Below are 17186 nucleotides of genomic sequence, written 5' to 3' on the forward strand. Positions count from 1 at the left end.
GTGCGGATCGCACGGGAACGTCCCGGTGGAGGGCTCAACTGGATGACCGTCGGCGACGGACACCAAGGGGCAAGCCTAGATCACCGCGGTTCTGCGGTCAATTCGCGCTTCGCCCGCGTCTGCTCGGCCCGCGCGGCCAGCGCCGCGTCGTCGGGGTAGCCGACCTCCATGAGCGTCAGCCCCTTCGCGCCGAGCACGGGGAAGTCGCTCGTTCGTGCTGCGCCGTCGCGGATCGCGACGAGCCGCTCGGCGTCGAGCCGGCCGAGCCCGACCGCGACGGCCGCCCCGACGAGGGCGCGCACCATCGAGTGGCAGAAGGCGTCGGCCCGCACTGCGGCGACGAGCACGCCGTCGTCATCCCGTGCCCAGGTGTAGTCGAGGAGCGTGCGGATCGTCGTGGCGCCCTCGCGCGGTCGGCAGAAGGCCGCGAAGTCGTGGAGTCCCTCGAGAGCGCGCGCCGCGGCATCCATCGCCCCGCCGTCGAGAGCGGCCGGGTACCAGAGGGTGTGACCGCGGCGGCGGGGGTCGCGGCTCGCGACGGCATCGGCGAGCCGGTACTCGTAGCGGCGCCAGACGGGCGAGAAGCGCGCATCGAACCCGGCAGGGGCGATCGAGGCGCGGTGGACGACGAGATCGCCCTCCGCCCCGGCGATGCCGTTCAGGCGTCGGACGAGCGAGGACTGCGGGTCGTGCTCGTCGGCGGCCGAGCGGCGCCGTGCGCTCACCGCGCCCCACTGCTCCGCCGAGAGGTCGAGATGCGCGACCTGACCGGTCGCGTGCACGCCCGCATCGGTGCGGCCCGCGACCGTGAGCGTCGGGGTCGGCTGGTCGGGTACCGCGCGAGCGACGATCGTCGCGAGCGCGGCCTCGAGCTCGCCCTGGACGGTGCGGAGCCCCGGCTGGCGGCTCCAGCCGGAGAACGCGGCGCCGTCGTACGCCAGGTCGAGGCGCAGGCGCACGGCGGGCTCGGGTGTCACGAGCGACTCGGAGGTCACGAGCGGCAAGTCTACGGCGCGTCCGTTTTGACGGCGCGGCCTCGACCGGCGAGCCTGGAGGGGACATGAGCTCCTCCACCGCCGTGTCGAGCGCGCGCGAGCGGCTCCCCGGTCTCGACGGGATCCGCGCCCTCGCGATCGTGCTCGTCCTCAGCTATCACCTGTTCCCGGGCCTCGCGCCGGGCGGGTTCGTCGGCGTCGACGTCTTCCTCGTCGTGAGCGGCTACCTCATCACCGCGCTGCTGCTCGCCGAGCACGAGCGCACGGGCCGCATCGCCCTCGGCCGCTTCTGGCGCCGCCGCGCCCGACGTCTGCTGCCCGCCCTCGCGCTCGTCGTCGGCGTCTCCGCCACCGCCGCCGCCCTCATCGGCGGCGACGTGCTCGTCGGCATCGGCTGGCAGATCCTCGGCGCCGCGACCTTCTCCAGCAACTGGCTCGCGATCGCCCAGGGGGCGAGCTACCTCGAGCAGACCAGCCCAGAGCTGCTGCGCCACGCGTGGTCGCTCGCCGTCGAGGAGCAGTTCTACCTGCTCTGGCCGCTCGCGCTCATGGCCCTGCTGCTCATCCCTCGGCGCGCCCCGCGCGCGCTCGCCGTCGCCGCGCTCGCGGTCGCCTCGGCCCTCGCCATGGCGCTCGTCGCGGGCGACCCGGCGGCGGATCCGGCTGCCGCGTCGACGGCGTACTACTCGACGCTCACGCACGGCGGGGGGCTGCTCGCGGGGGCGGCGCTCGCGATGGCGCGGACGCCGCTGTCGAGCGGGAGGGCGCGGACGCCGCGCATCCCCGCCCGGGTCGCCGATGCCGCCGCGGCCACCGCCGCGATCGGCATCGTGCTGGCAGCGAGCGCCCTCGCGATCGACGCGGCGCTCGCCTACCGCGGCGGGATGGCGCTCGTCGTCGCGCTCACGGTCGTGCTGCTCGTCGCCCTCGACCACCCGGAGGGGCGAGCCGCGGCGGTGCTCGACGCCCCCGTGCCCCGCTGGATCGGCGAGCGCTCGTACGGCCTGTACCTGTGGCACTGGCCGATCATCGTGCTGATGGGGTCCGCGCTCCCGGCCGTCGAGCGCGCGGGCACCGGCGGGTGGATGCTCGGGGCCGTCGCCCTCGCCGCGAGCGTCGCGCTCGCGGCGGCCTCGTACCGCTGGCTCGAGCAGCCCGTGCGTCGCAACGGGCTCGGCCTCCTCCGGCGCCCCGAGCGGCACGTCGGGCGCCTCGCCCTCGCCGGCGGGGTCGCACTCGCGGTGACGGTCGGCGCCGGCGCCGCCGTCGTGCGCTCCCCGGGCGCATCGAGCGCCGCGGCGGCCATCGCGGCAGGCGAGGCCGCGCTGCGGGCGCCGACCGACGCGCCCACGGCGTCGGTGCCGCCGCAGCCGATCATCACCACGACGCCCACTCCTCCGCCGAGCACGCCGCCCGGCGAGGACGTGCTCGCGATCGGCGACTCCGTCATGCTCGCCTCCGCCCCCGCGCTCACGGAGCGCTTCCCCGGGATCGCGATCGACGCCGCCGTGTCGCGGCAGATGCGGCAGGCTCCGGAGATCCTCCGCGGGCTCGCCGAGCGCGGCGAGCTGCGCCCCGTCGTCGTCGTCGCCCTCGGCACCAACGGGCCGATCGAGGCGGAGACCCTCGACGAGGTGCGGAGCATCATCGGCCCGCAGCGCGAGCTCGTGCTCGTCACGACCCAGGCGCCGCGCAGCTGGACGGACGGCGTCAACAGCACCCTGACCGCGTTCGCCGAGCGCTACCGCGCGGTCGAGCTGAGCGACTGGCGGGCGGCCATCCAGCCGCGCCTCGACCTGCTGGCCGGCGACCAGATCCACCCCGGGCCGACCGGCGGCGAGGTCTACGCCGAGGCTCTCGCGGCGCCGCTCACCCGGCTCGCCTCGCTGCCGCGCGTGACGGACTACCTGCCGGATCCGCTCGACCAGCGCTGAGCGCCGGAGGGCGACCGCCCGCGGGGCCGCCGGTCAGCGGGCGATGCGGTAGGAGACATCCCGCGATGTCGCCGTGAAGCCGAGCCGCGTGTACACGCCGAGCGCGCCCGTGGGGTTCTCGGCATCGACGTCGAGCACGACGCGCTCGAGGCCCGCGTCGCGCGCGGCGCGCATAACCTCGGCCAGGAGTGCGCTCGCGAGCCCGCGCCCCCTCCACGCGCGCACCGTGCCGACGAGGCCGATGTAGCAGCCGGTGAAGCCCTGGCGCTCCCAGTCGTCCTCCGTGATCTCGGCGAGCACGAAGCCGACGACCTCGTCGCCGACGAGCGCGACGCGGCTGAGCTCGGGCCGCGCGCTCGGCAGCGCGAGCATCGAGGTCCAGCCCTCGACGGTCGCCGGCTGGCTGCCCCAGTGGTCGGCGAAGCTCGCGTTCTTCGCCAGGCGCACGCGCTCCGAGAGCTCGGCGCTCATGGGCTCGACGCGGACGCCCTCGGGGAGGGTCCTCTCCAGATCGGCGCCCTCGAGGACCGCGACGAGGCTCGTGAACCAGCGGGCCGGCTCGAACCCGGAGCGCTCGAGAAGCCGCCCGTGCTCGGGAGCGCGATCGGGCGCGTACGACAGCACCCACGCCGGCAGGATGCTGTCGCTGCGCGACAGGCGCTGCTCGGCCCGCGCGCGCTGCCAGGCGAGCAGTCGCCTCCCGAGCCCGCGGCCGCGCCGCTCGGGGTGCACGCCGCCCGGCAGGATGATCCGCAGCAGCGACTCCGGCTCGGGCATCTCGACGACGAGGCCCCACGCGACGAGGGCGCCCCCGGCGTCGTGGCCCAGCACGCTGTCGTGCGGAAGGTCGACCCACGAGTGGCTCAGCTCGTCGACGACCTCCGCCAGCGTCTCGCTCCACTCCGGGTGGTCGCGGCGGCTCATGGCCTCCAGGAGCCCGGTGACGGCCGGCGCGTCGTCGATGGTCGCGGGCCGCCACGTGACGCCGTCGATCGGGTCGGGCAGGCGCACCTCCAGCGGTGCGGGGACACGCTCGCGGAGCGGCGGCAGGGGCTCGGCCTCGGTCATGCCAAAAGAGTAGGGCCCCGTCCGAACGGACGGGGCCCTGCGTTCGCCCGGGAGCGAACGGGACTACTTGGACTCGGCGTCGCCCTCGGTCGACTCAGCCTCGGGGGCCTGGGTCTCGGGGGCCTCCGACTCGGCGGACTCCTCAGGAGCCTCCTCGACGACGTCCTCGGCGGGCTCCTCGACGGGGGCGGCGGGCGCCTCCTTCGCGGCGGACTTCTTCGCCGACTTCGGCTTCGGGTTCACGGGCTCGAGGACGAGCTCGATGACCGCCATGGGGGCGTTGTCGCCCTTGCGGTAGCCGACCTTCGTGATGCGGGTGTAGCCGCCCTCGCGCTCGGCGACGAGCGGAGCGATCTGCGTGAAGAGCTCGTGCACTGCGCTCTTGTCGCGGATGATCGTCATGACGCGGCGGCGGGCGTGGAGGTCGCCGCGCTTCGCGAAGGTGATGAGACGCTCGGCGAGCGGGCGGAGGCGCTTGGCCTTCGTCTCCGTCGTCGTGATGCTCTTGTGCGTGAACAGCGCCGTGGCGAGGTTCGCGAGGAGCAGGCGCTCGTGGGCGGGGCCTCCGCCGAGGCGCGGACCCTTGGTGGGCTTAGGCATGATCAGTGTTCTCCAGTGTCAGGTGCTGCCGGGGCTGTCGGGGACGACGGGCCCTTAGATGTAGTCGTCCTCGTTGCCGCCGTAGTAGTGGGCGCCGTCGAATCCGGGAACCGCGTCCTTGAGCGAGAGGCCCATCTCGACGAGCTTGTCCTTGACCTCGTCGACCGACTTCTGCCCGAAGTTGCGGATGTTCATGAGCTGCGTCTCCGAGAGGGCGACGAGCTCGCTGACCGTGTTGATGCCCTCGCGCTTGAGGCAGTTGTAGCTGCGGACCGAGAGGTCGAGGTCCTCGATGGGCATCGACAGCTCGGTCGAGAGCACGGCGTCGACCGGCGCGGGGCCGATCTCGATGCCCTCGGCCTGCGTGTTGAGCTCGCGAGCGAGACCGAACAGCTCGACCAGCGTGCGGCCGGCCGACGCGATCGCGTCGCGCGGGGTGATCGCGGGCTTCGACTCGACGTCGACCACGAGGCGGTCGAAGTCGGTGCGCTCACCGGCGCGCGTCGCCTCGACGCGGTAGGTGACCTTGAGCACGGGCGAGTAGATCGAGTCGACGGGGATCTGGCCGGCCTCGCTGAACTCGCTGCGGTTCTGGGTCGCCGACACGTAGCCGCGGCCGCGCTCGATGGTGAGCTCGAGCTCGAACTTCGCGTTGTCGTTGAGCGTCGCGATGACGAGCTCGGGGTTGTGGATCTCGACGCCCGCGGGGGCCGAGATGTCGGCCGCGGTGACCTCGCCCGAGCCGGTCTTGCGGAGGTAGGCCGTGATGGGCTCGTCGTGCTCGCTCGAGACGACGAGGTTCTTGATGTTGAGGATGATCTCGGTGACATCCTCCTTCACGCCCTGGATGGTGCTGAACTCGTGCAGCACGCCGTCGATGCGGATGCTCGTGACGGCCGCTCCGGGAATCGAGGAGAGCAGAGTGCGGCGAAGCGAGTTGCCGAGGGTGTAGCCGAAGCCCGGCTCGAGCGGCTCGATGATGAACCGCGAGCGGAAGTCGGAGACGCTCTCCTCGGTGAGGGTGGGACGCTGTGCGATGAGCACTATGGATTCCTTTCGGCAAAGTGTCCGCCATATGACACTTGTTTGCGACGAGTGGCTGGCTCGTCGAGTGTGTTGAGTTATGCGCGGTGGAGCTAAGGGCGATGCAGCGCATCGCCGCGACCCCAGCGCCGACCAAGGCTCAGCCTTGGTCGGTCACCGGGGACGGAAATCGCGGTTAGACGCGGCGGCGCTTGGGCGGACGGCAGCCGTTGTGCGCCTGCGGCGTCACATCGCTGATCGAGCCCACCTCGAGGCCGGCGGCCTGCAGAGAGCGGATCGCCGTCTCGCGGCCCGAGCCGGGGCCCTTGACGAAGACGTCGACCTTCTTCATGCCGTGCTCCTGCGCCTGGCGCGCCGCCGACTCGGCGGCGAGCTGAGCGGCGAACGGCGTCGACTTGCGCGAGCCCTTGAATCCGACTCCGCCGGACGACGCCCAGCTGATGACGGCCCCACTGGGATCGGTGATCGAGACGATCGTGTTGTTGAACGTCGACTTGATGTGGGCCTGGCCCACGGCGATGTTCTTCTTCTCCTTGCGGCGCGGCTTGCGAGCGGCCGACTTGGGTGCTGCCATGTTTTTCTCTCTCCGTGTGAGTTCGTGGCGCCGGGCGAGCTCGTGCCCGGCAGTCGGCTACTTGCGGCCGGCCTTCTTCTTGCCGGCGACGGTGCGCTTCGGGCCCTTGCGGGTGCGAGCGTTGGTCTTGGTGCGCTGACCGCGCACGGGCAGGCCGCGACGGTGGCGGATGCCCTCGTACGAGCCGATCTCGACCTTGCGGCGGATGTCGGCGGCGACCTCGCGGCGGAGGTCTCCCTCGACCTTGTAGGTGCCTTCGATGTGGTCGCGGAGCTGGACGAGCTGGTCGTCGCTGAGGTCCTTGACGCGCGTGTTCGGGTCGATGCCCGTGGCCACGAGGGTCTCGACGGCGCGAGTGCGACCGACGCCGTAGATGTAGGTGAGGGCGACCTCGACGCGCTTATCGCGCGGGATGTCGACTCCGGCAAGACGGGCCATGACGGCTCCTTCGGATGAATCGGGGAGGTGTGGAGCAGTTCCGGTGCCCGCGCCTCCCGCCCGGGGTGTCCGCCGCGTGCGCGGCTTCTGGAACTGCCAGTTCGTCTATTCAGTTATGAGCTCTGGCGCTGGCGCTGATCTGAGCTTGCTCATATCAGCCAATAAGCACTGGGCTGGCCGCAAGCAGCGGCAAGGCGTCAGCCTTGGCGCTGCTTGTGGCGGGGGTTCTCGCAGATGACCATCACGTTGCCGTGGCGGCGGATCACCTTGCACTTGTCGCAGATGGGCTTGACGCTGGGGTTGACCTTCATGGTTCTTCCTTCGGGGGTTCGCTGGCCTCGTGCGCCGGGTGGAGTCCCGGGCCGTTCCTTGTGCAGCGAGATCCGTTACTTGTAGCGGTAGACGATCCGGCCGCGGGTCAGGTCGTAGGGGCTCAGCTCCACGATCACGCGGTCCTCCGGGAGGATGCGGATGTAGTGCTGGCGCATCTTGCCCGAGATGTGGGCGAGCACCTTGTGACCGTTGGTCAGCTCAACGCGGAACATCGCGTTGGGCAGAGCTTCGATCACCGCGCCCTCGATTTCGATGACACCGTCTTTTTTGGCCATAGCCTCTTCGTCGCTAAAAGTTGGGGATTTCGCTGGTCGTGCGCATACCGGCACCCGTGGAAGTCCGCGTCGACTGCACAAGCGACGCGCCACGTCGACACGCCGAAGGCGTGCCATGAGCACCAAGGGTCTAGCTTAGGTGGTAAAGGCGCCCTCTGGCAACTCGACGGCCGCTCAGCCGGCGACGACGACACCGCGCTCGGCGAGAGCCGAGGCGATGCGGGCCGTCACCTCATCGATCTCGCCGATGCCGTCGACCTTCACGAGCATCCCGCGACCCTCGTAGACGTCGACGAGCGGCGCGGTCTGCTCCCGGTACACCTCGAGGCGGTGACGGACGACGGACTCGTCGTCGTCGCTGCGCCCCTGGTCGATGGCCCGCTTGCGGAGCCGCTCGACGACGACGTCGGGGTCGGCGACCAGCTCGACCACGACATCCATCGCCGTGTCGTGCTCGGCGAGGAAGGAGTCGAGGTACGCGACCTGGTCGAGAGTGCGCGGGTACCCGTCGAGCAGGAAGCCCGGTGCGCAGTCCGGCTGCTCGAGACGATCGCGCACGAGGTCGTTCGTCAGGGAGTCGGGGACGTTGTCGCCGGCGTCCATGTACGCCTTGGCCTTCACGCCGAGCGGCGTCTCGTCGCGGACGTTCGCACGGAAGATGTCGCCGGTCGAGATCGCGGGCACCTGCAGCATCGCCGAGAGGCGGACCGCCTGCGTGCCCTTGCCTGCGCCGGGCGGGCCGATGAGGAGGAGGCGGGCGCTCACTTCAGGAGCCCCTCGTAGTGACGCTGCTGGAGCTGGGCGTCGATCTGCTTCACCGTCTCCAGACCCACGCCGACGATGATCAGGATGCTCGCACCGCCGAAGGGGAAGTTCTGGTTTGCATTGACCGTGGCGAGGGCGATGAGCGGGATGAGCGCGATGAGGCCGAGGTAGAGCGACCCGGGCAGCGTGACGCGCGTGAGCACGTAGTCGAGGTACTCGGCCGTCGGGCGGCCCGCGCGGATGCCGGGGATGAAGCCGCCGTACTTCTTCATGTTGTCGGCGACCTCCTCGGGGTTGAAGGTGATCGCGACGTAGAAGTAGGTGAACCCGACGATGAGCAGGAAGTACACGATCATGTAGATCGGGTTGTCGCCGGAGACCAGGTTGTTCTGGATCCAGACGACCCACTCGGGCGCCGTCTCGCCCGCCTGCGGCTGGTTGAACTGCGCGACGAGCGCCGGCAGGTAGAGCAGCGAGGAGGCGAAGATGACGGGCACGACGCCCGCCATGTTGACCTTGATGGGGATGTAGGTATTGTTCCCGCCGTAGGTGCGGCGACCGACCATGCGCTTGGCGTACTGAACGGGGATGCGGCGCTGCGACTGCTCGACGAAGACCACGGCCGCCATGACCACGAGGCCGAGGGCGAGGACGAGGAGGAAGATGTCGAAGCCCTGCGCCTGGGCGATGGCCCACAGCGCGGAGGGGAACGTGGCGGCGATCGAGGTGAAGATCAGCAGCGACATGCCGTTGCCGATGCCGCGCTCGGTGATGAGCTCGCCGAGCCACATGATCAGGCCGGTGCCGGCGGTCATCGTGATCACCATGAGCAGGATGGCGTACCAGCTCGAGTCGGTGATGAGCTGGCTGCACTCGGCGACGCCGGAGGTCGTGGGGAACAGCGCGCCCGCGCGGGCGACCGTGATGAGCGTCGTGGACTGGAGCACGGCGAGCGCGATCGTGAGGTAGCGCGTGTACTGCGTGAGCTTGGCCTGACCGGCCTGACCCTCCTTGTAGAGGGTGTCGAAGTGGGGGATGACCACGCGCAGCAGCTGCGTGATGATCGACGCCGTGATGTACGGCATGATGCCCAGCGCGAAGATCGAGAGCTGCAGGAGCGCTCCGCCGGAGAAGAGGTTGACCAGCTGGTAAAGCCCGGTCGCGTCGGCATTGCCCTGGAGGCAGATCTGGACGTTCTCGAAGTCGACGAACGGCGCAGGGATGAACGAACCCAGACGGAAGAGCGCGACGATTCCGAGGGTGAAACCGATCTTCCGGCGGAGGTCGGGCGTGCGGAAGATCCGCCCGATAGCTCTGAACACGAGACCTCCCGTACTAAACAGCATGAGCATCTCGCGCACGACGGCTCGAGATGCTGTGGCCCGGTTGGGCCGGAAGCCGGGCGGCCCCCGGAGGGGCCGCCCGAGCGGCTAGTTGATCGAACCGCCGGCCGCGACGATCTTCTGCTCCGCGGAGCGCGAGACCTTGTCGACGGCCACGTTCAGCTTAACCGCAATGTCGCCATCGCCGAGAACCTTGACCTTCTCGTTCTTGCGAACGGCGCCCTTGGCCACGAGGTCGCCGATGGTGACGTCGCCGCCCTTCGGGTACAGCTCGGCCAACGTCGCCAGGTTCACGACCTGGTACTCGACGCGGAACGGGTTCGTGAAGCCGCGCAGCTTGGGCGCGCGCATCACGAAGTTGAGGTTGCCGCCCTCGAAGCCGGGGCGCACCGAGTAGCGGGCCTTGGTGCCCTTGGTGCCACGACCGGCGGTCTTGCCCTTCGAGCCCTCACCGCGACCCACGCGGGTCTTGTCCTTCTTCGCACCGGGGGCCGGGCGGAGGTGGTGGACCTTGAGGACCTGCGGGCGCGCGACCTCGGTCGACTCCGCCTTCTTGGCCGGGGCCTTCTTCGCGGGAGCCNTCGGCAACGGCCTTCGCCGGAGCCTTCTTCGCGGGAGCCTTCTCACCAGCCGGCTTGTCGGCAACGGCCTTCGCCGGAGCCTTCTTCGCGGGAGCCTTCTCAGCGGCGGCCTTGGCAGGCGCCTTCTTCGCCGGCGCCTTGTCGGCGGCGGCCTTCTTCTCTTCAGCCATTAGTCAATCTCCTCGACCTTGACGAGGTGTGCGACCGCACGAACGTACCCGCGGTTCGCCGGGCTGTCCTCGCGGACGACGACATCGCCGATCCGCTTGAGGCCCAGGCTGCGCAGGGTGTCGCGCTGGTTCTGCTTCTCGCTGATAACAGACTTGATCTGGGTCACCTTCAGGCGCGAGGCCATCATGCACCTGCCTTTCCGGCCGCGGCCTGGGCCGCGAGGGCCTCGGCGCGGACGAGACGGGCCGGGGCCACGTCCTCGAAGTCGCGACCACGACGGGCGGCGACGGCTCGCGGCTCCTCGAGCTGCTTGAGCGCCTCGACGGTCGCGTGCACGATGTTGATCGTGTTCGACGAGCCGAGCGACTTGCTCAGCACGTCGTGGATGCCCGCGCACTCGAGCACGGCACGCACCGGACCACCGGCGATGACACCGGTACCGGCGGCGGCGGGGCGCAGGAGCACCACACCGGCGGCCGCTTCGCCCTGGACGGGGTGCGGGATCGTCGCGGCGACGCGGGGGACGCGGAAGAAGTTCTTCTTCGCCTCCTCGACGCCCTTCGAGATCGCGGTCGGGACCTCGCGCGCCTTGCCGTAGCCGACGCCGACGAGCCCGTTGCCGTCACCCACGACCACGAGGGCCGTGAAACTGAAGCGACGGCCGCCCTTGACGACCTTCGACACGCGGTTGATCGTCACGACGCGCTCGAGGAAGGGGCTCTTCTCGGTCTCGCGCGCACCGCGGTCGCGGTTCGGGTTGCGCTCGCGGCTGCCACGACGGGCCTCGCGGGGCTCCGTCGACGGCTCCGACGATGCGGCGGTCTCCACGGGGGCCTCTGCCGCCACGGTCTGCTCCTTCGCGCTGTTGTTGATGTCTGCCTCGCTCACAGGCTCAGCCCTGCCTCTCGCGCTCCATCGGCGATCGCGGCGACGCGACCGGCGTAGCGGTTGCCGCCGCGGTCGAAGACGACCGCCTCGACGCCGGCCTGCTTGGCCCGCTCGGCGAGCAGCTCGCCGACCTTGCGCGCCTTGGCGGTCTTGTCGCCGTCGAACGTGCGGAGGTCGGCCTCCATGGTGGAGGCGCTGGCCACGGTGTGACCCTTGGTGTCGTCGACGATCTGCACGAAGACGTGACGGGCCGATCGCGTGACGACGAGGCGCGGACGCTCGGGCGTGCCGGCGATGCGCTTGCGAAGACGGGCGTGACGGCGGCCCTTGGCGGCCGTCTTGCTCTTGCCTCTAGTTCCGAGACCCATGATTACTTACCACTCTTTCCGGCCTTGCGGCGCACGATCTCGCCGGCGTACCGCACACCCTTGCCCTTGTACGGCTCGGGCTTGCGGATCTTGCGGATGTTCGCTGCGACCTCGCCGACGGCCTGCTTGTCGATGCCGCTGACGGTGAGCTTGTTGTTGCCCTCCACCGTGAAGGTGATCCCGGCGGGCGGGGTCACGGTGACGGGGTGCGAGAATCCGAGCGCGAACTCGATGCTCTCGCCCTTGGCCTGCACGCGGTAACCGGTGCCGACGACCTCGAGGCCCTTGGTGTAGCCCTGGGTCACGCCGACGATGTTGTTGGCGATGAGCGTGCGGGTGAGGCCGTGGAGCGAGCGCGAGGCGCGCTCGTCGTCGGGACGGGTCACGACGACCTGGTTGTCCTCGACGGAGACCTCGATGGGGCTCGCCACGGTGAGCGCGAGCTCGCCCTTGGGGCCCTTGACGGAGACGGCCTGGCCGTCGACCGTGACCGTGACACCACCGGGGATGTCGATGGGCATGCGTCCGATACGCGACATCTCAGATCACCACACGTAGGCGAGGACTTCCCCACCCACGCCCTTCTGCATCGCCTCGCGGTCGGTGAGAAGACCCGAGGAAGTCGACAGGATGGCCACGCCGAGGCCGCCGAGGACGTGCGGGATCTCAGTCGACTTGGCATACACCCGGAGGCCGGGCTTGGAGACGCGCTTGATGCCGACGATCGACCGCTCGCGGTTCGGGCCGTACTTCAGCGACAGCGTGAGGGTCGAGCCGACGCGGGCGTCCTCGACGGCCCAGTCGGAGATGTAGCCCTCGCGCTTGAGGATCTCGGCGATGTTGGTCTTGAGCTTGCTGCTGGGCAGCGAGACCGACTCGTGGAAGGCCGAGTTGGCGTTGCGCAGTCTGGTCAGCAGGTCTGCGACCGGATCTGTCATCGTCATGATGATGTTCCTGTTCTCGTCCGGTTTCCGCGCCCGTTACACGAACGCGGACCTGTCCGATCGGGGCCCCGAGAGGGGCCGGTGTGGAGTGCCTCGGTCTAGGAGGCGTCGGCCGACTTGAAGGGGAAGCCGAGCGCGCGCAGCAGGGCGCGACCCTCGTCATCCGTCTTCGCCGTCGTCACGATGGTGATGTCGAAGCCGCGGACGCGGTCGATCTTGTCCTGGTCGATCTCGTGGAACACGCTCTGCTCCTGGAGACCGAAGGTGTAGTTGCCGTTGCCGTCGAACTGCTGATCGCTCAGGCCGCGGAAGTCGCGGATGCGCGGGAGCGCGAGCGACAGCAGGCGGTCCAGGAACTCCCAGGCGCGGTCGCCGCGCAGCGTCACGTGGGCGCCGATCGGCATTCCCTCGCGCAGCTTGAACTGCGCGATGGACTTCCGGGCCTTGGTGACCTGCGGCTTCTGGCCGGTGATCGCGGTGAGGTCCTTGACCGCACCGTCGATGACCTTGCTGTCGCGCGCGGCCTCGCCGACACCGGTGTTCACGACGATCTTCACGAGACCGGGAACCTGGTGCGGGTTGGCGTAGCCGAACTGCTCCGTCAGCGCCTTGGTGATCTCAGCGCGGTACTTCTGCTTCAGGCGCGGCTGGATTCGGCCAGCCTGCGCTGCAGTGGTCGTCGTCATTAGAGCTTCTCACCTGAATTCTTGGCGTACCGCACGCGCACGGTCTTCTTGACGCCGTTCTTCTCGACGGTCTCCTCACGGTGACCGACGCGCGTGGGCTTCTTGGTCTTGGGGTCCACGACGGCCACGTTGGAGATGTGGATCGGGGCCTCGTGGGTCTCGATGCCGCCGGTCTTGGTGCCGCGCTGCGTCTGGCCGACGCGAACGTGCTTGGTGACGAGGTTGATGCCCTCGACGACCACGCGGTTCTTCTCGGCGAGCACCTCGATGACGCGACCCTGCTTGCCGCGGTCTCCGCCGCGATCCTGCTTGGCGCCGCTGATGACCTGCACGAGGTCACCCTTCTTGATCTTCGCCATGGTTACAGCACCTCCGGGGCGAGCGAGACGATCTTCATGAACTTCTTGTCGCGAAGCTCACGACCGACCGGTCCGAAGATGCGGGTACCGCGAGGGTCCCCGTCGTTCTTCAGGATGACGGCGGCGTTCTCGTCGAACTTGATGTACGAGCCGTCGGGACGACGGGTCTGCTTGCGCGTGCGGACGATGACCGCCTTGACGACGTCGCCCTTCTTGACGTTGCCGCCGGGGATCGCGTCCTTGACGGTGGCGACGATGACGTCACCGAGACCCGCGTAGCGGCGGCCGGAGCCACCGAGCACGCGGATCGTGAGCAGCTCCTTGGCGCCGGTGTTGTCGGCGACCTTGAGCCGGGATTCCTGCTGAAGCATTTCTCTCTCCTATAAGGGCAAGCAGGCGAAGGCCTACTTGGCCTTCTCGAGGATCTCGACGAGGCGCCAGCGCTTCGTGGCGGACAGGGGGCGGGTCTCGGCGATGAGCACGAGGTCGCCGATGCCGGCGCCGTTCTGCTCGTCGTGCGCCTTGACCTTCGAGGTGCGGCGGATGACCTTGCCGTACAGCGGGTGCTTCACGCGGTCCTCGACCTCGACGACGATGGTCTTCTCCATCTTGTCGCTGGTCACGTAGCCGCGACGCACCTTGCGGTAACCGCGGGCGCTCTCGTCGCGAACGTCGTGCGCGGCCGACTCGTGGCCGGCAGCGGCCTTCTTCTCGGCAGCCATCAGTTCTTCTCCTCCGTCTCGGCAGCGGGAGCCTCAGCGGCCTCCGCCTTCTTCGCCGACTTCTTGGCCGGCTTCGCCGGGGCCTCCACCGGGGCGGGCGTGGCACGGATGCCCAGCTCGCGCTCGCGGATGACCGTGTAGATGCGAGCGATGTCGCGCTTCACGGCGCGCAGGCGGCCGTGGCTCTCCAGCTGGCCGGTCGCGGCCTGGAAGCGCAGGTTGAACAGCTCTTCCTTGGCCTTCTTCAGCTCGTCGACGAGTCGCTCGTCTTCGAAGGTGTCGAGCTCGACAGGTGCGAGCTCCTTGGATCCGATCGCCATTACGCGTCGCCCTCCTCGCGCTTGATGATGCGTGCCTTGAGGGGCAGCTTGTGAATGGCACGGGTCATGGCCTCGCGAGCGAGCTGCTCGTTGACGCCCGCGACCTCGAAGAGGACGCGACCCGGCTTGACGTTGGCGACCCACCACTCCGGCGAGCCCTTACCGGAACCCATGCGGGTCTCGGCGGGCTTCTTGGTGAGCGGACGGTCGGGGTAGATGTTGATCCAGACCTTGCCGCCACGCTTGATGTGACGGGTCATCGCGATACGCGCCGACTCGATCTGGCGGTTCGTGACGTACGCGGGCGTGATGGCCTGGATGCCGAACTCGCCGAACGAGACCTCGGTTCCACCGGTCGCGTGCCCACTCCGCTTGGGGTGGTGCTGCTTGCGGTACTTGACCTTGCGGGGAATCAGCATTGTTCCTAGCCTTCCGCTCCGGCCGCGACGGGCGCCGAGGCTTCGGCCGGACGGCCGCCGCCGCGACGGGGACCGCGGTCCGAGTCACGACGCTCGGGGCGCGACGACTTCTGAGACGCCTGCTCGCGAGCGAGTTCCTTGTTGGTGATGTCGCCCTTGTAGATCCAGACCTTCACACCGATGCGACCGAAGGTGGTCTTGGCCTCGTAGAAGCCGTAGTCGATGTTGGCGCGGAGCGTGTGCAGGGGCACGCGGCCCTCGCGGTAGAACTCCGAGCGCGACATCTCGGCGCCGCCGAGACGGCCGGAGACCTGGATGCGGACGCCCTTGGCCCCGGCGCGCTGAGCGCCCTGCAGCCCCTTGCGCATCGCGCGGCGGAAGGCCACGCGGGCGCTGAGCTGCTCGGCGACGCCCTGCGCCACGAGCTGAGCCTCGGCCTCGGGGTTCTTGACCTCGAGGATGTTGAGCTGGATCTGCTTCGAGGTGAGCTTCTCGAGGTCGGCGCGGATGCGCTCGGCCTCGGCGCCGCGGCGACCGATCACGATGCCCGGGCGGGCCGTGTGGATGTCCACGCGGACGCGGTCACGGGTGCGCTCGATCTCGATGCGGGCGACGCCGGCGCGGTCGAGGCTCGTGGTGAGCATCCGCCGGATCTTGACGTCCTCGGCCACGTAGTCGGCGTAGCGCTGACCGGGCTTGGTGCTGTCCGAGAACCACCGCGACACGTGGTCGGTGGTGATGCCGAGACGGAAACCGTACGGGTTGACTTTCTGACCCATGACTACTTGCTCGCCTTCTTCTTCGTGCCCGAGCCCGCGACAGCGGCCTCATCCGGCGTGGCGAGCACGACGGTGATGTGGCTGGTGCGCTTGTTGATGCGGAACGCGCGGCCCTGCGCTCGCGGCTGGAACCGCTTGAGCGTGGTGCCCTCGTCGACGAACGCGCGGGCCACGTAGAGGTCCTGCTCGTCGAGGAAGGCGTTGGCAGCGTCCGCCTTCACTCGAGCGTTGGCCATGGCCGACGCGACGAGCTTGTAGACGGGCTCGCTCGCGCTCTGGGGCGCGAACTTCAGGATGGCAAGGGCCTCCATGGCCTGCTTGCCGCGGATCAGGTCGACGACGCGACGAGCCTTCTGAGGCGTCACGCGGATGTGTCGCACGCGGGCGATCGACTCCACCATGTCTGTACTCCTCTTCACGCCGCCGGGTTACCGGCGACGACCCTTCTTGTCGTCCTTCTCGTGACCGCGGAAGGTGCGGGTGGGCGCGAACTCGCCGAGCTTGTGCCCGACCATGGTCTCGGTCACGAACACGGGGATGTGCTTGCGACCGTCGTGCACGGCGATCGTGTGCCCGAGCATGGCGGGGACGATCATCGACCGGCGCGACCAGGTCTTGATGACGTTCTTCGTGTTGGCCTCGTTCTGCGTGAACACCTTGCGAAGCAGGTGGTCGTCGACGAACGGGCCCTTCTTGAGACTGCGAGGCATGTTTCTCGACTCCTACTAGCGCTTCTTACCGACGGTGCGGCGACGGACGATGAGCTTGTCGCTCTCCTTGTTGGGGCGACGGGTGCGGCCCTCGGACTTGCCCCAGGGGCTGACCGGGTGGCGACCACCGGAGGTCTTGCCCTCACCACCACCGTGGGGGTGGTCGATCGGGTTCATCGCGACACCGCGGACGGTCGGGCGGACGCCCTTCCAGCGCTTGCGGCCGGCCTTGCCCCAGTTGATGTTCGACTGCTCGGCGTTGCCGACCTCGCCGATCGTGGCGCGGCAGCGGGCATCCACGTTGCGGATCTCGCCCGAGGGGAGACGCAGCTGGGCGTAGGGGCCGTCCTTCGCGACGAGGCGCACGGAGGCGCCGGCCGAGCGGGCCATCTTCGCGCCGCCGCCGGGGCGGAGCTCGATGGCGTGGATGACCGTACCCACGGGGATGTTGCGCAGCGGGAGGTTGTTGCCGGGCTTGATGTCGGCGGAAGCGCCCGACTCGACGATGTCGCCCTGCGACAGCTTGTTCGGCGCGAGGATGTAGCGCTTCGTGCCGTCCACGTAGTGCAGGAGCGCGATGCGCGCCGTGCGGTTCGGGTCGTACTCGATGTGCGCGACCTTCGCGTTCACGCCGTCCTTGTCGTTGCGACGGAAGTCGATCATGCGGTACTGGCGCTTGTGGCCACCACCGATGTGGCGGGTCGTGATGCGACCGGTGTTGTTGCGGCCACCGGTCTTCGGCAGCGGCTTCAGCAGCGACTTCTCGGGCGTCGATCGGGTGATCTCGGCGAAGTCGGCGACCGACGAGCCGCGACGACCCGGGGTCGTGGGCTTGTACTTGCGAATAGCCATTGTTCTGTAGTCTCCGTT

At 69.3% G+C, this 17186-nt stretch carries 27 protein-coding genes; 1 reads left to right on the forward strand and 26 read right to left on the reverse strand.

Annotation, left to right across the window (positions count from 1 at the left end; translation table 11 throughout):
- Positions 1 to 80: 80 nt before the first annotated feature.
- On the reverse strand, positions 81 to 995 hold the full coding sequence (locus tag ASG83_RS03435; RefSeq protein ID WP_235460011.1) for a tRNA pseudouridine(38-40) synthase TruA: 915 nt from the start codon (positions 993 to 995) through the stop codon (positions 81 to 83).
- Between the two features lie 65 nt (positions 996 to 1060).
- Between ASG83_RS03435 and ASG83_RS03440 the strand changes: the two genes are divergently transcribed.
- On the forward strand, positions 1061 to 2929 hold the full coding sequence (locus tag ASG83_RS03440) for an acyltransferase family protein (RefSeq protein WP_055857176.1): 1869 nt from the start codon (positions 1061 to 1063) through the stop codon (positions 2927 to 2929).
- A 33-nt stretch (positions 2930 to 2962) separates the two neighbouring features.
- Here the strand turns inward: ASG83_RS03440 and ASG83_RS03445 are convergent, their stop codons facing one another.
- The 25 genes from ASG83_RS03445 to rplB all read right to left on the reverse strand — a co-directional run bounded on the left by ASG83_RS03445 (position 2963) and on the right by rplB (position 17168).
- The gene (locus ASG83_RS03445; RefSeq protein WP_055857179.1) at positions 2963 to 3997 is read right to left on the reverse strand and encodes an N-acetyltransferase; all 1035 of its coding nucleotides are present in this window, start codon (positions 3995 to 3997) and stop codon (positions 2963 to 2965) included.
- 63 nt (positions 3998 to 4060) lie between these two features.
- The gene (gene rplQ / locus ASG83_RS03450) at positions 4061 to 4597 is read right to left on the reverse strand and encodes a 50S ribosomal protein L17 (RefSeq protein ID WP_055857183.1); all 537 of its coding nucleotides are present in this window, start codon (positions 4595 to 4597) and stop codon (positions 4061 to 4063) included.
- Positions 4598 to 4651: 54 nt separating this feature from the next.
- Entirely contained in the window at positions 4652 to 5641 is a 990-nt protein-coding gene (locus ASG83_RS03455) for a DNA-directed RNA polymerase subunit alpha (protein ID WP_055857186.1), read from the reverse strand.
- 175 nt (positions 5642 to 5816) lie between these two features.
- Positions 5817 to 6215 (reverse strand): 30S ribosomal protein S11, encoded by a 399-nt coding sequence (gene rpsK, locus ASG83_RS03460; protein WP_055857188.1) that lies wholly within the window; start codon positions 6213 to 6215, stop codon positions 5817 to 5819.
- A 57-nt stretch (positions 6216 to 6272) separates the two neighbouring features.
- Positions 6273 to 6653: a 30S ribosomal protein S13 gene (gene rpsM, locus ASG83_RS03465; protein ID WP_055857191.1), complete on the reverse strand. Its 381-nt coding sequence runs from the start codon at positions 6651 to 6653 to the stop codon at positions 6273 to 6275.
- 197 nt (positions 6654 to 6850) lie between these two features.
- Complete coding sequence (gene rpmJ / locus ASG83_RS03470; protein ID WP_047561540.1) at positions 6851 to 6964, reverse strand: 50S ribosomal protein L36; 114 nt, start codon at positions 6962 to 6964, stop codon at positions 6851 to 6853.
- A gap of 75 nt (positions 6965 to 7039) precedes the next feature.
- A complete protein-coding gene (gene infA, locus ASG83_RS03475; RefSeq protein ID WP_055857193.1) occupies positions 7040 to 7261 on the reverse strand; it encodes a translation initiation factor IF-1 in 222 nt (73 codons plus the stop codon).
- 174 nt (positions 7262 to 7435) lie between these two features.
- Positions 7436 to 8026: an adenylate kinase gene (locus tag ASG83_RS03480; RefSeq protein WP_082599054.1), complete on the reverse strand. Its 591-nt coding sequence runs from the start codon at positions 8024 to 8026 to the stop codon at positions 7436 to 7438.
- On the reverse strand, positions 8023 to 9348 hold the full coding sequence (gene secY / locus ASG83_RS03485; protein ID WP_055857196.1) for a preprotein translocase subunit SecY: 1326 nt from the start codon (positions 9346 to 9348) through the stop codon (positions 8023 to 8025). The genes ASG83_RS03480 and secY overlap by 4 nt, the downstream gene beginning before the upstream one ends.
- Before the next feature lie 108 nt (positions 9349 to 9456).
- Positions 9457 to 9949 (reverse strand): 50S ribosomal protein L15 (gene rplO / locus ASG83_RS12380; protein ID WP_369813375.1); only part of this gene is annotated, 493 nt, incomplete at its 5' end.
- 170 nt (positions 9950 to 10119) lie between these two features.
- Positions 10120 to 10305: a 50S ribosomal protein L30 gene (rpmD, locus tag ASG83_RS03495; RefSeq protein WP_055859200.1), complete on the reverse strand. Its 186-nt coding sequence runs from the start codon at positions 10303 to 10305 to the stop codon at positions 10120 to 10122.
- Positions 10305 to 10967, reverse strand: a complete 663-nt coding sequence (gene rpsE / locus ASG83_RS03500) for a 30S ribosomal protein S5 (RefSeq protein WP_235451423.1) — start codon at positions 10965 to 10967, stop codon at positions 10305 to 10307. Before rpsE ends, rpmD begins: the two co-directional genes overlap by 1 nt.
- 38 nt (positions 10968 to 11005) lie before the next feature.
- Positions 11006 to 11377, reverse strand: coding sequence for a 50S ribosomal protein L18 (gene rplR, locus ASG83_RS03505; protein ID WP_055857200.1), 372 nt, complete (start codon positions 11375 to 11377; stop codon positions 11006 to 11008).
- 2 nt (positions 11378 to 11379) lie between these two features.
- On the reverse strand, positions 11380 to 11916 hold the full coding sequence (gene rplF / locus ASG83_RS03510) for a 50S ribosomal protein L6 (protein ID WP_055857203.1): 537 nt from the start codon (positions 11914 to 11916) through the stop codon (positions 11380 to 11382).
- Positions 11917 to 11922: 6 nt separating this feature from the next.
- Complete coding sequence (gene rpsH, locus ASG83_RS03515) at positions 11923 to 12321, reverse strand: 30S ribosomal protein S8 (RefSeq protein WP_055857205.1); 399 nt, start codon at positions 12319 to 12321, stop codon at positions 11923 to 11925.
- A 98-nt stretch (positions 12322 to 12419) separates the two neighbouring features.
- Positions 12420 to 13007 carry a 50S ribosomal protein L5 gene (gene rplE / locus ASG83_RS03520; protein ID WP_055857208.1) on the reverse strand — a complete coding sequence of 196 codons (588 nt, stop codon included), beginning with the start codon at positions 13005 to 13007 and terminating at the stop codon, positions 12420 to 12422.
- Positions 13007 to 13366 carry a 50S ribosomal protein L24 gene (gene rplX, locus ASG83_RS03525; protein WP_055857211.1) on the reverse strand — a complete coding sequence of 120 codons (360 nt, stop codon included), beginning with the start codon at positions 13364 to 13366 and terminating at the stop codon, positions 13007 to 13009. Before rplX ends, rplE begins: the two co-directional genes overlap by 1 nt.
- A gap of 2 nt (positions 13367 to 13368) precedes the next feature.
- Complete coding sequence (rplN, locus tag ASG83_RS03530; protein WP_055857214.1) at positions 13369 to 13737, reverse strand: 50S ribosomal protein L14; 369 nt, start codon at positions 13735 to 13737, stop codon at positions 13369 to 13371.
- Positions 13738 to 13770: 33 nt separating this feature from the next.
- Positions 13771 to 14088: a 30S ribosomal protein S17 gene (rpsQ, locus tag ASG83_RS03535; protein ID WP_055857216.1), complete on the reverse strand. Its 318-nt coding sequence runs from the start codon at positions 14086 to 14088 to the stop codon at positions 13771 to 13773.
- On the reverse strand, positions 14088 to 14408 hold the full coding sequence (rpmC, locus tag ASG83_RS13085) for a 50S ribosomal protein L29 (protein WP_055857220.1): 321 nt from the start codon (positions 14406 to 14408) through the stop codon (positions 14088 to 14090). Before rpmC ends, rpsQ begins: the two co-directional genes overlap by 1 nt.
- A complete protein-coding gene (gene rplP, locus ASG83_RS03545) occupies positions 14408 to 14827 on the reverse strand; it encodes a 50S ribosomal protein L16 (RefSeq protein ID WP_055857223.1) in 420 nt (139 codons plus the stop codon). Before rplP ends, rpmC begins: the two co-directional genes overlap by 1 nt.
- A gap of 5 nt (positions 14828 to 14832) precedes the next feature.
- Entirely contained in the window at positions 14833 to 15606 is a 774-nt protein-coding gene (gene rpsC, locus ASG83_RS03550; RefSeq protein WP_055857226.1) for a 30S ribosomal protein S3, read from the reverse strand.
- A 2-nt stretch (positions 15607 to 15608) separates the two neighbouring features.
- Positions 15609 to 16007, reverse strand: coding sequence for a 50S ribosomal protein L22 (gene rplV / locus ASG83_RS03555; protein ID WP_055857231.1), 399 nt, complete (start codon positions 16005 to 16007; stop codon positions 15609 to 15611).
- Positions 16008 to 16034: 27 nt separating this feature from the next.
- The gene (gene rpsS, locus ASG83_RS03560) at positions 16035 to 16316 is read right to left on the reverse strand and encodes a 30S ribosomal protein S19 (protein ID WP_055857232.1); all 282 of its coding nucleotides are present in this window, start codon (positions 16314 to 16316) and stop codon (positions 16035 to 16037) included.
- A gap of 15 nt (positions 16317 to 16331) precedes the next feature.
- A complete protein-coding gene (rplB, locus tag ASG83_RS03565) occupies positions 16332 to 17168 on the reverse strand; it encodes a 50S ribosomal protein L2 (RefSeq protein WP_055857235.1) in 837 nt (278 codons plus the stop codon).
- Positions 17169 to 17186: the final 18 nt, after the last annotated feature.

It is taken from the genome of Yonghaparkia sp. Soil809 (assembly GCF_001429705.1).
Taxonomy (GTDB): Bacteria; Actinomycetota; Actinomycetes; order Actinomycetales; family Microbacteriaceae; genus Microcella.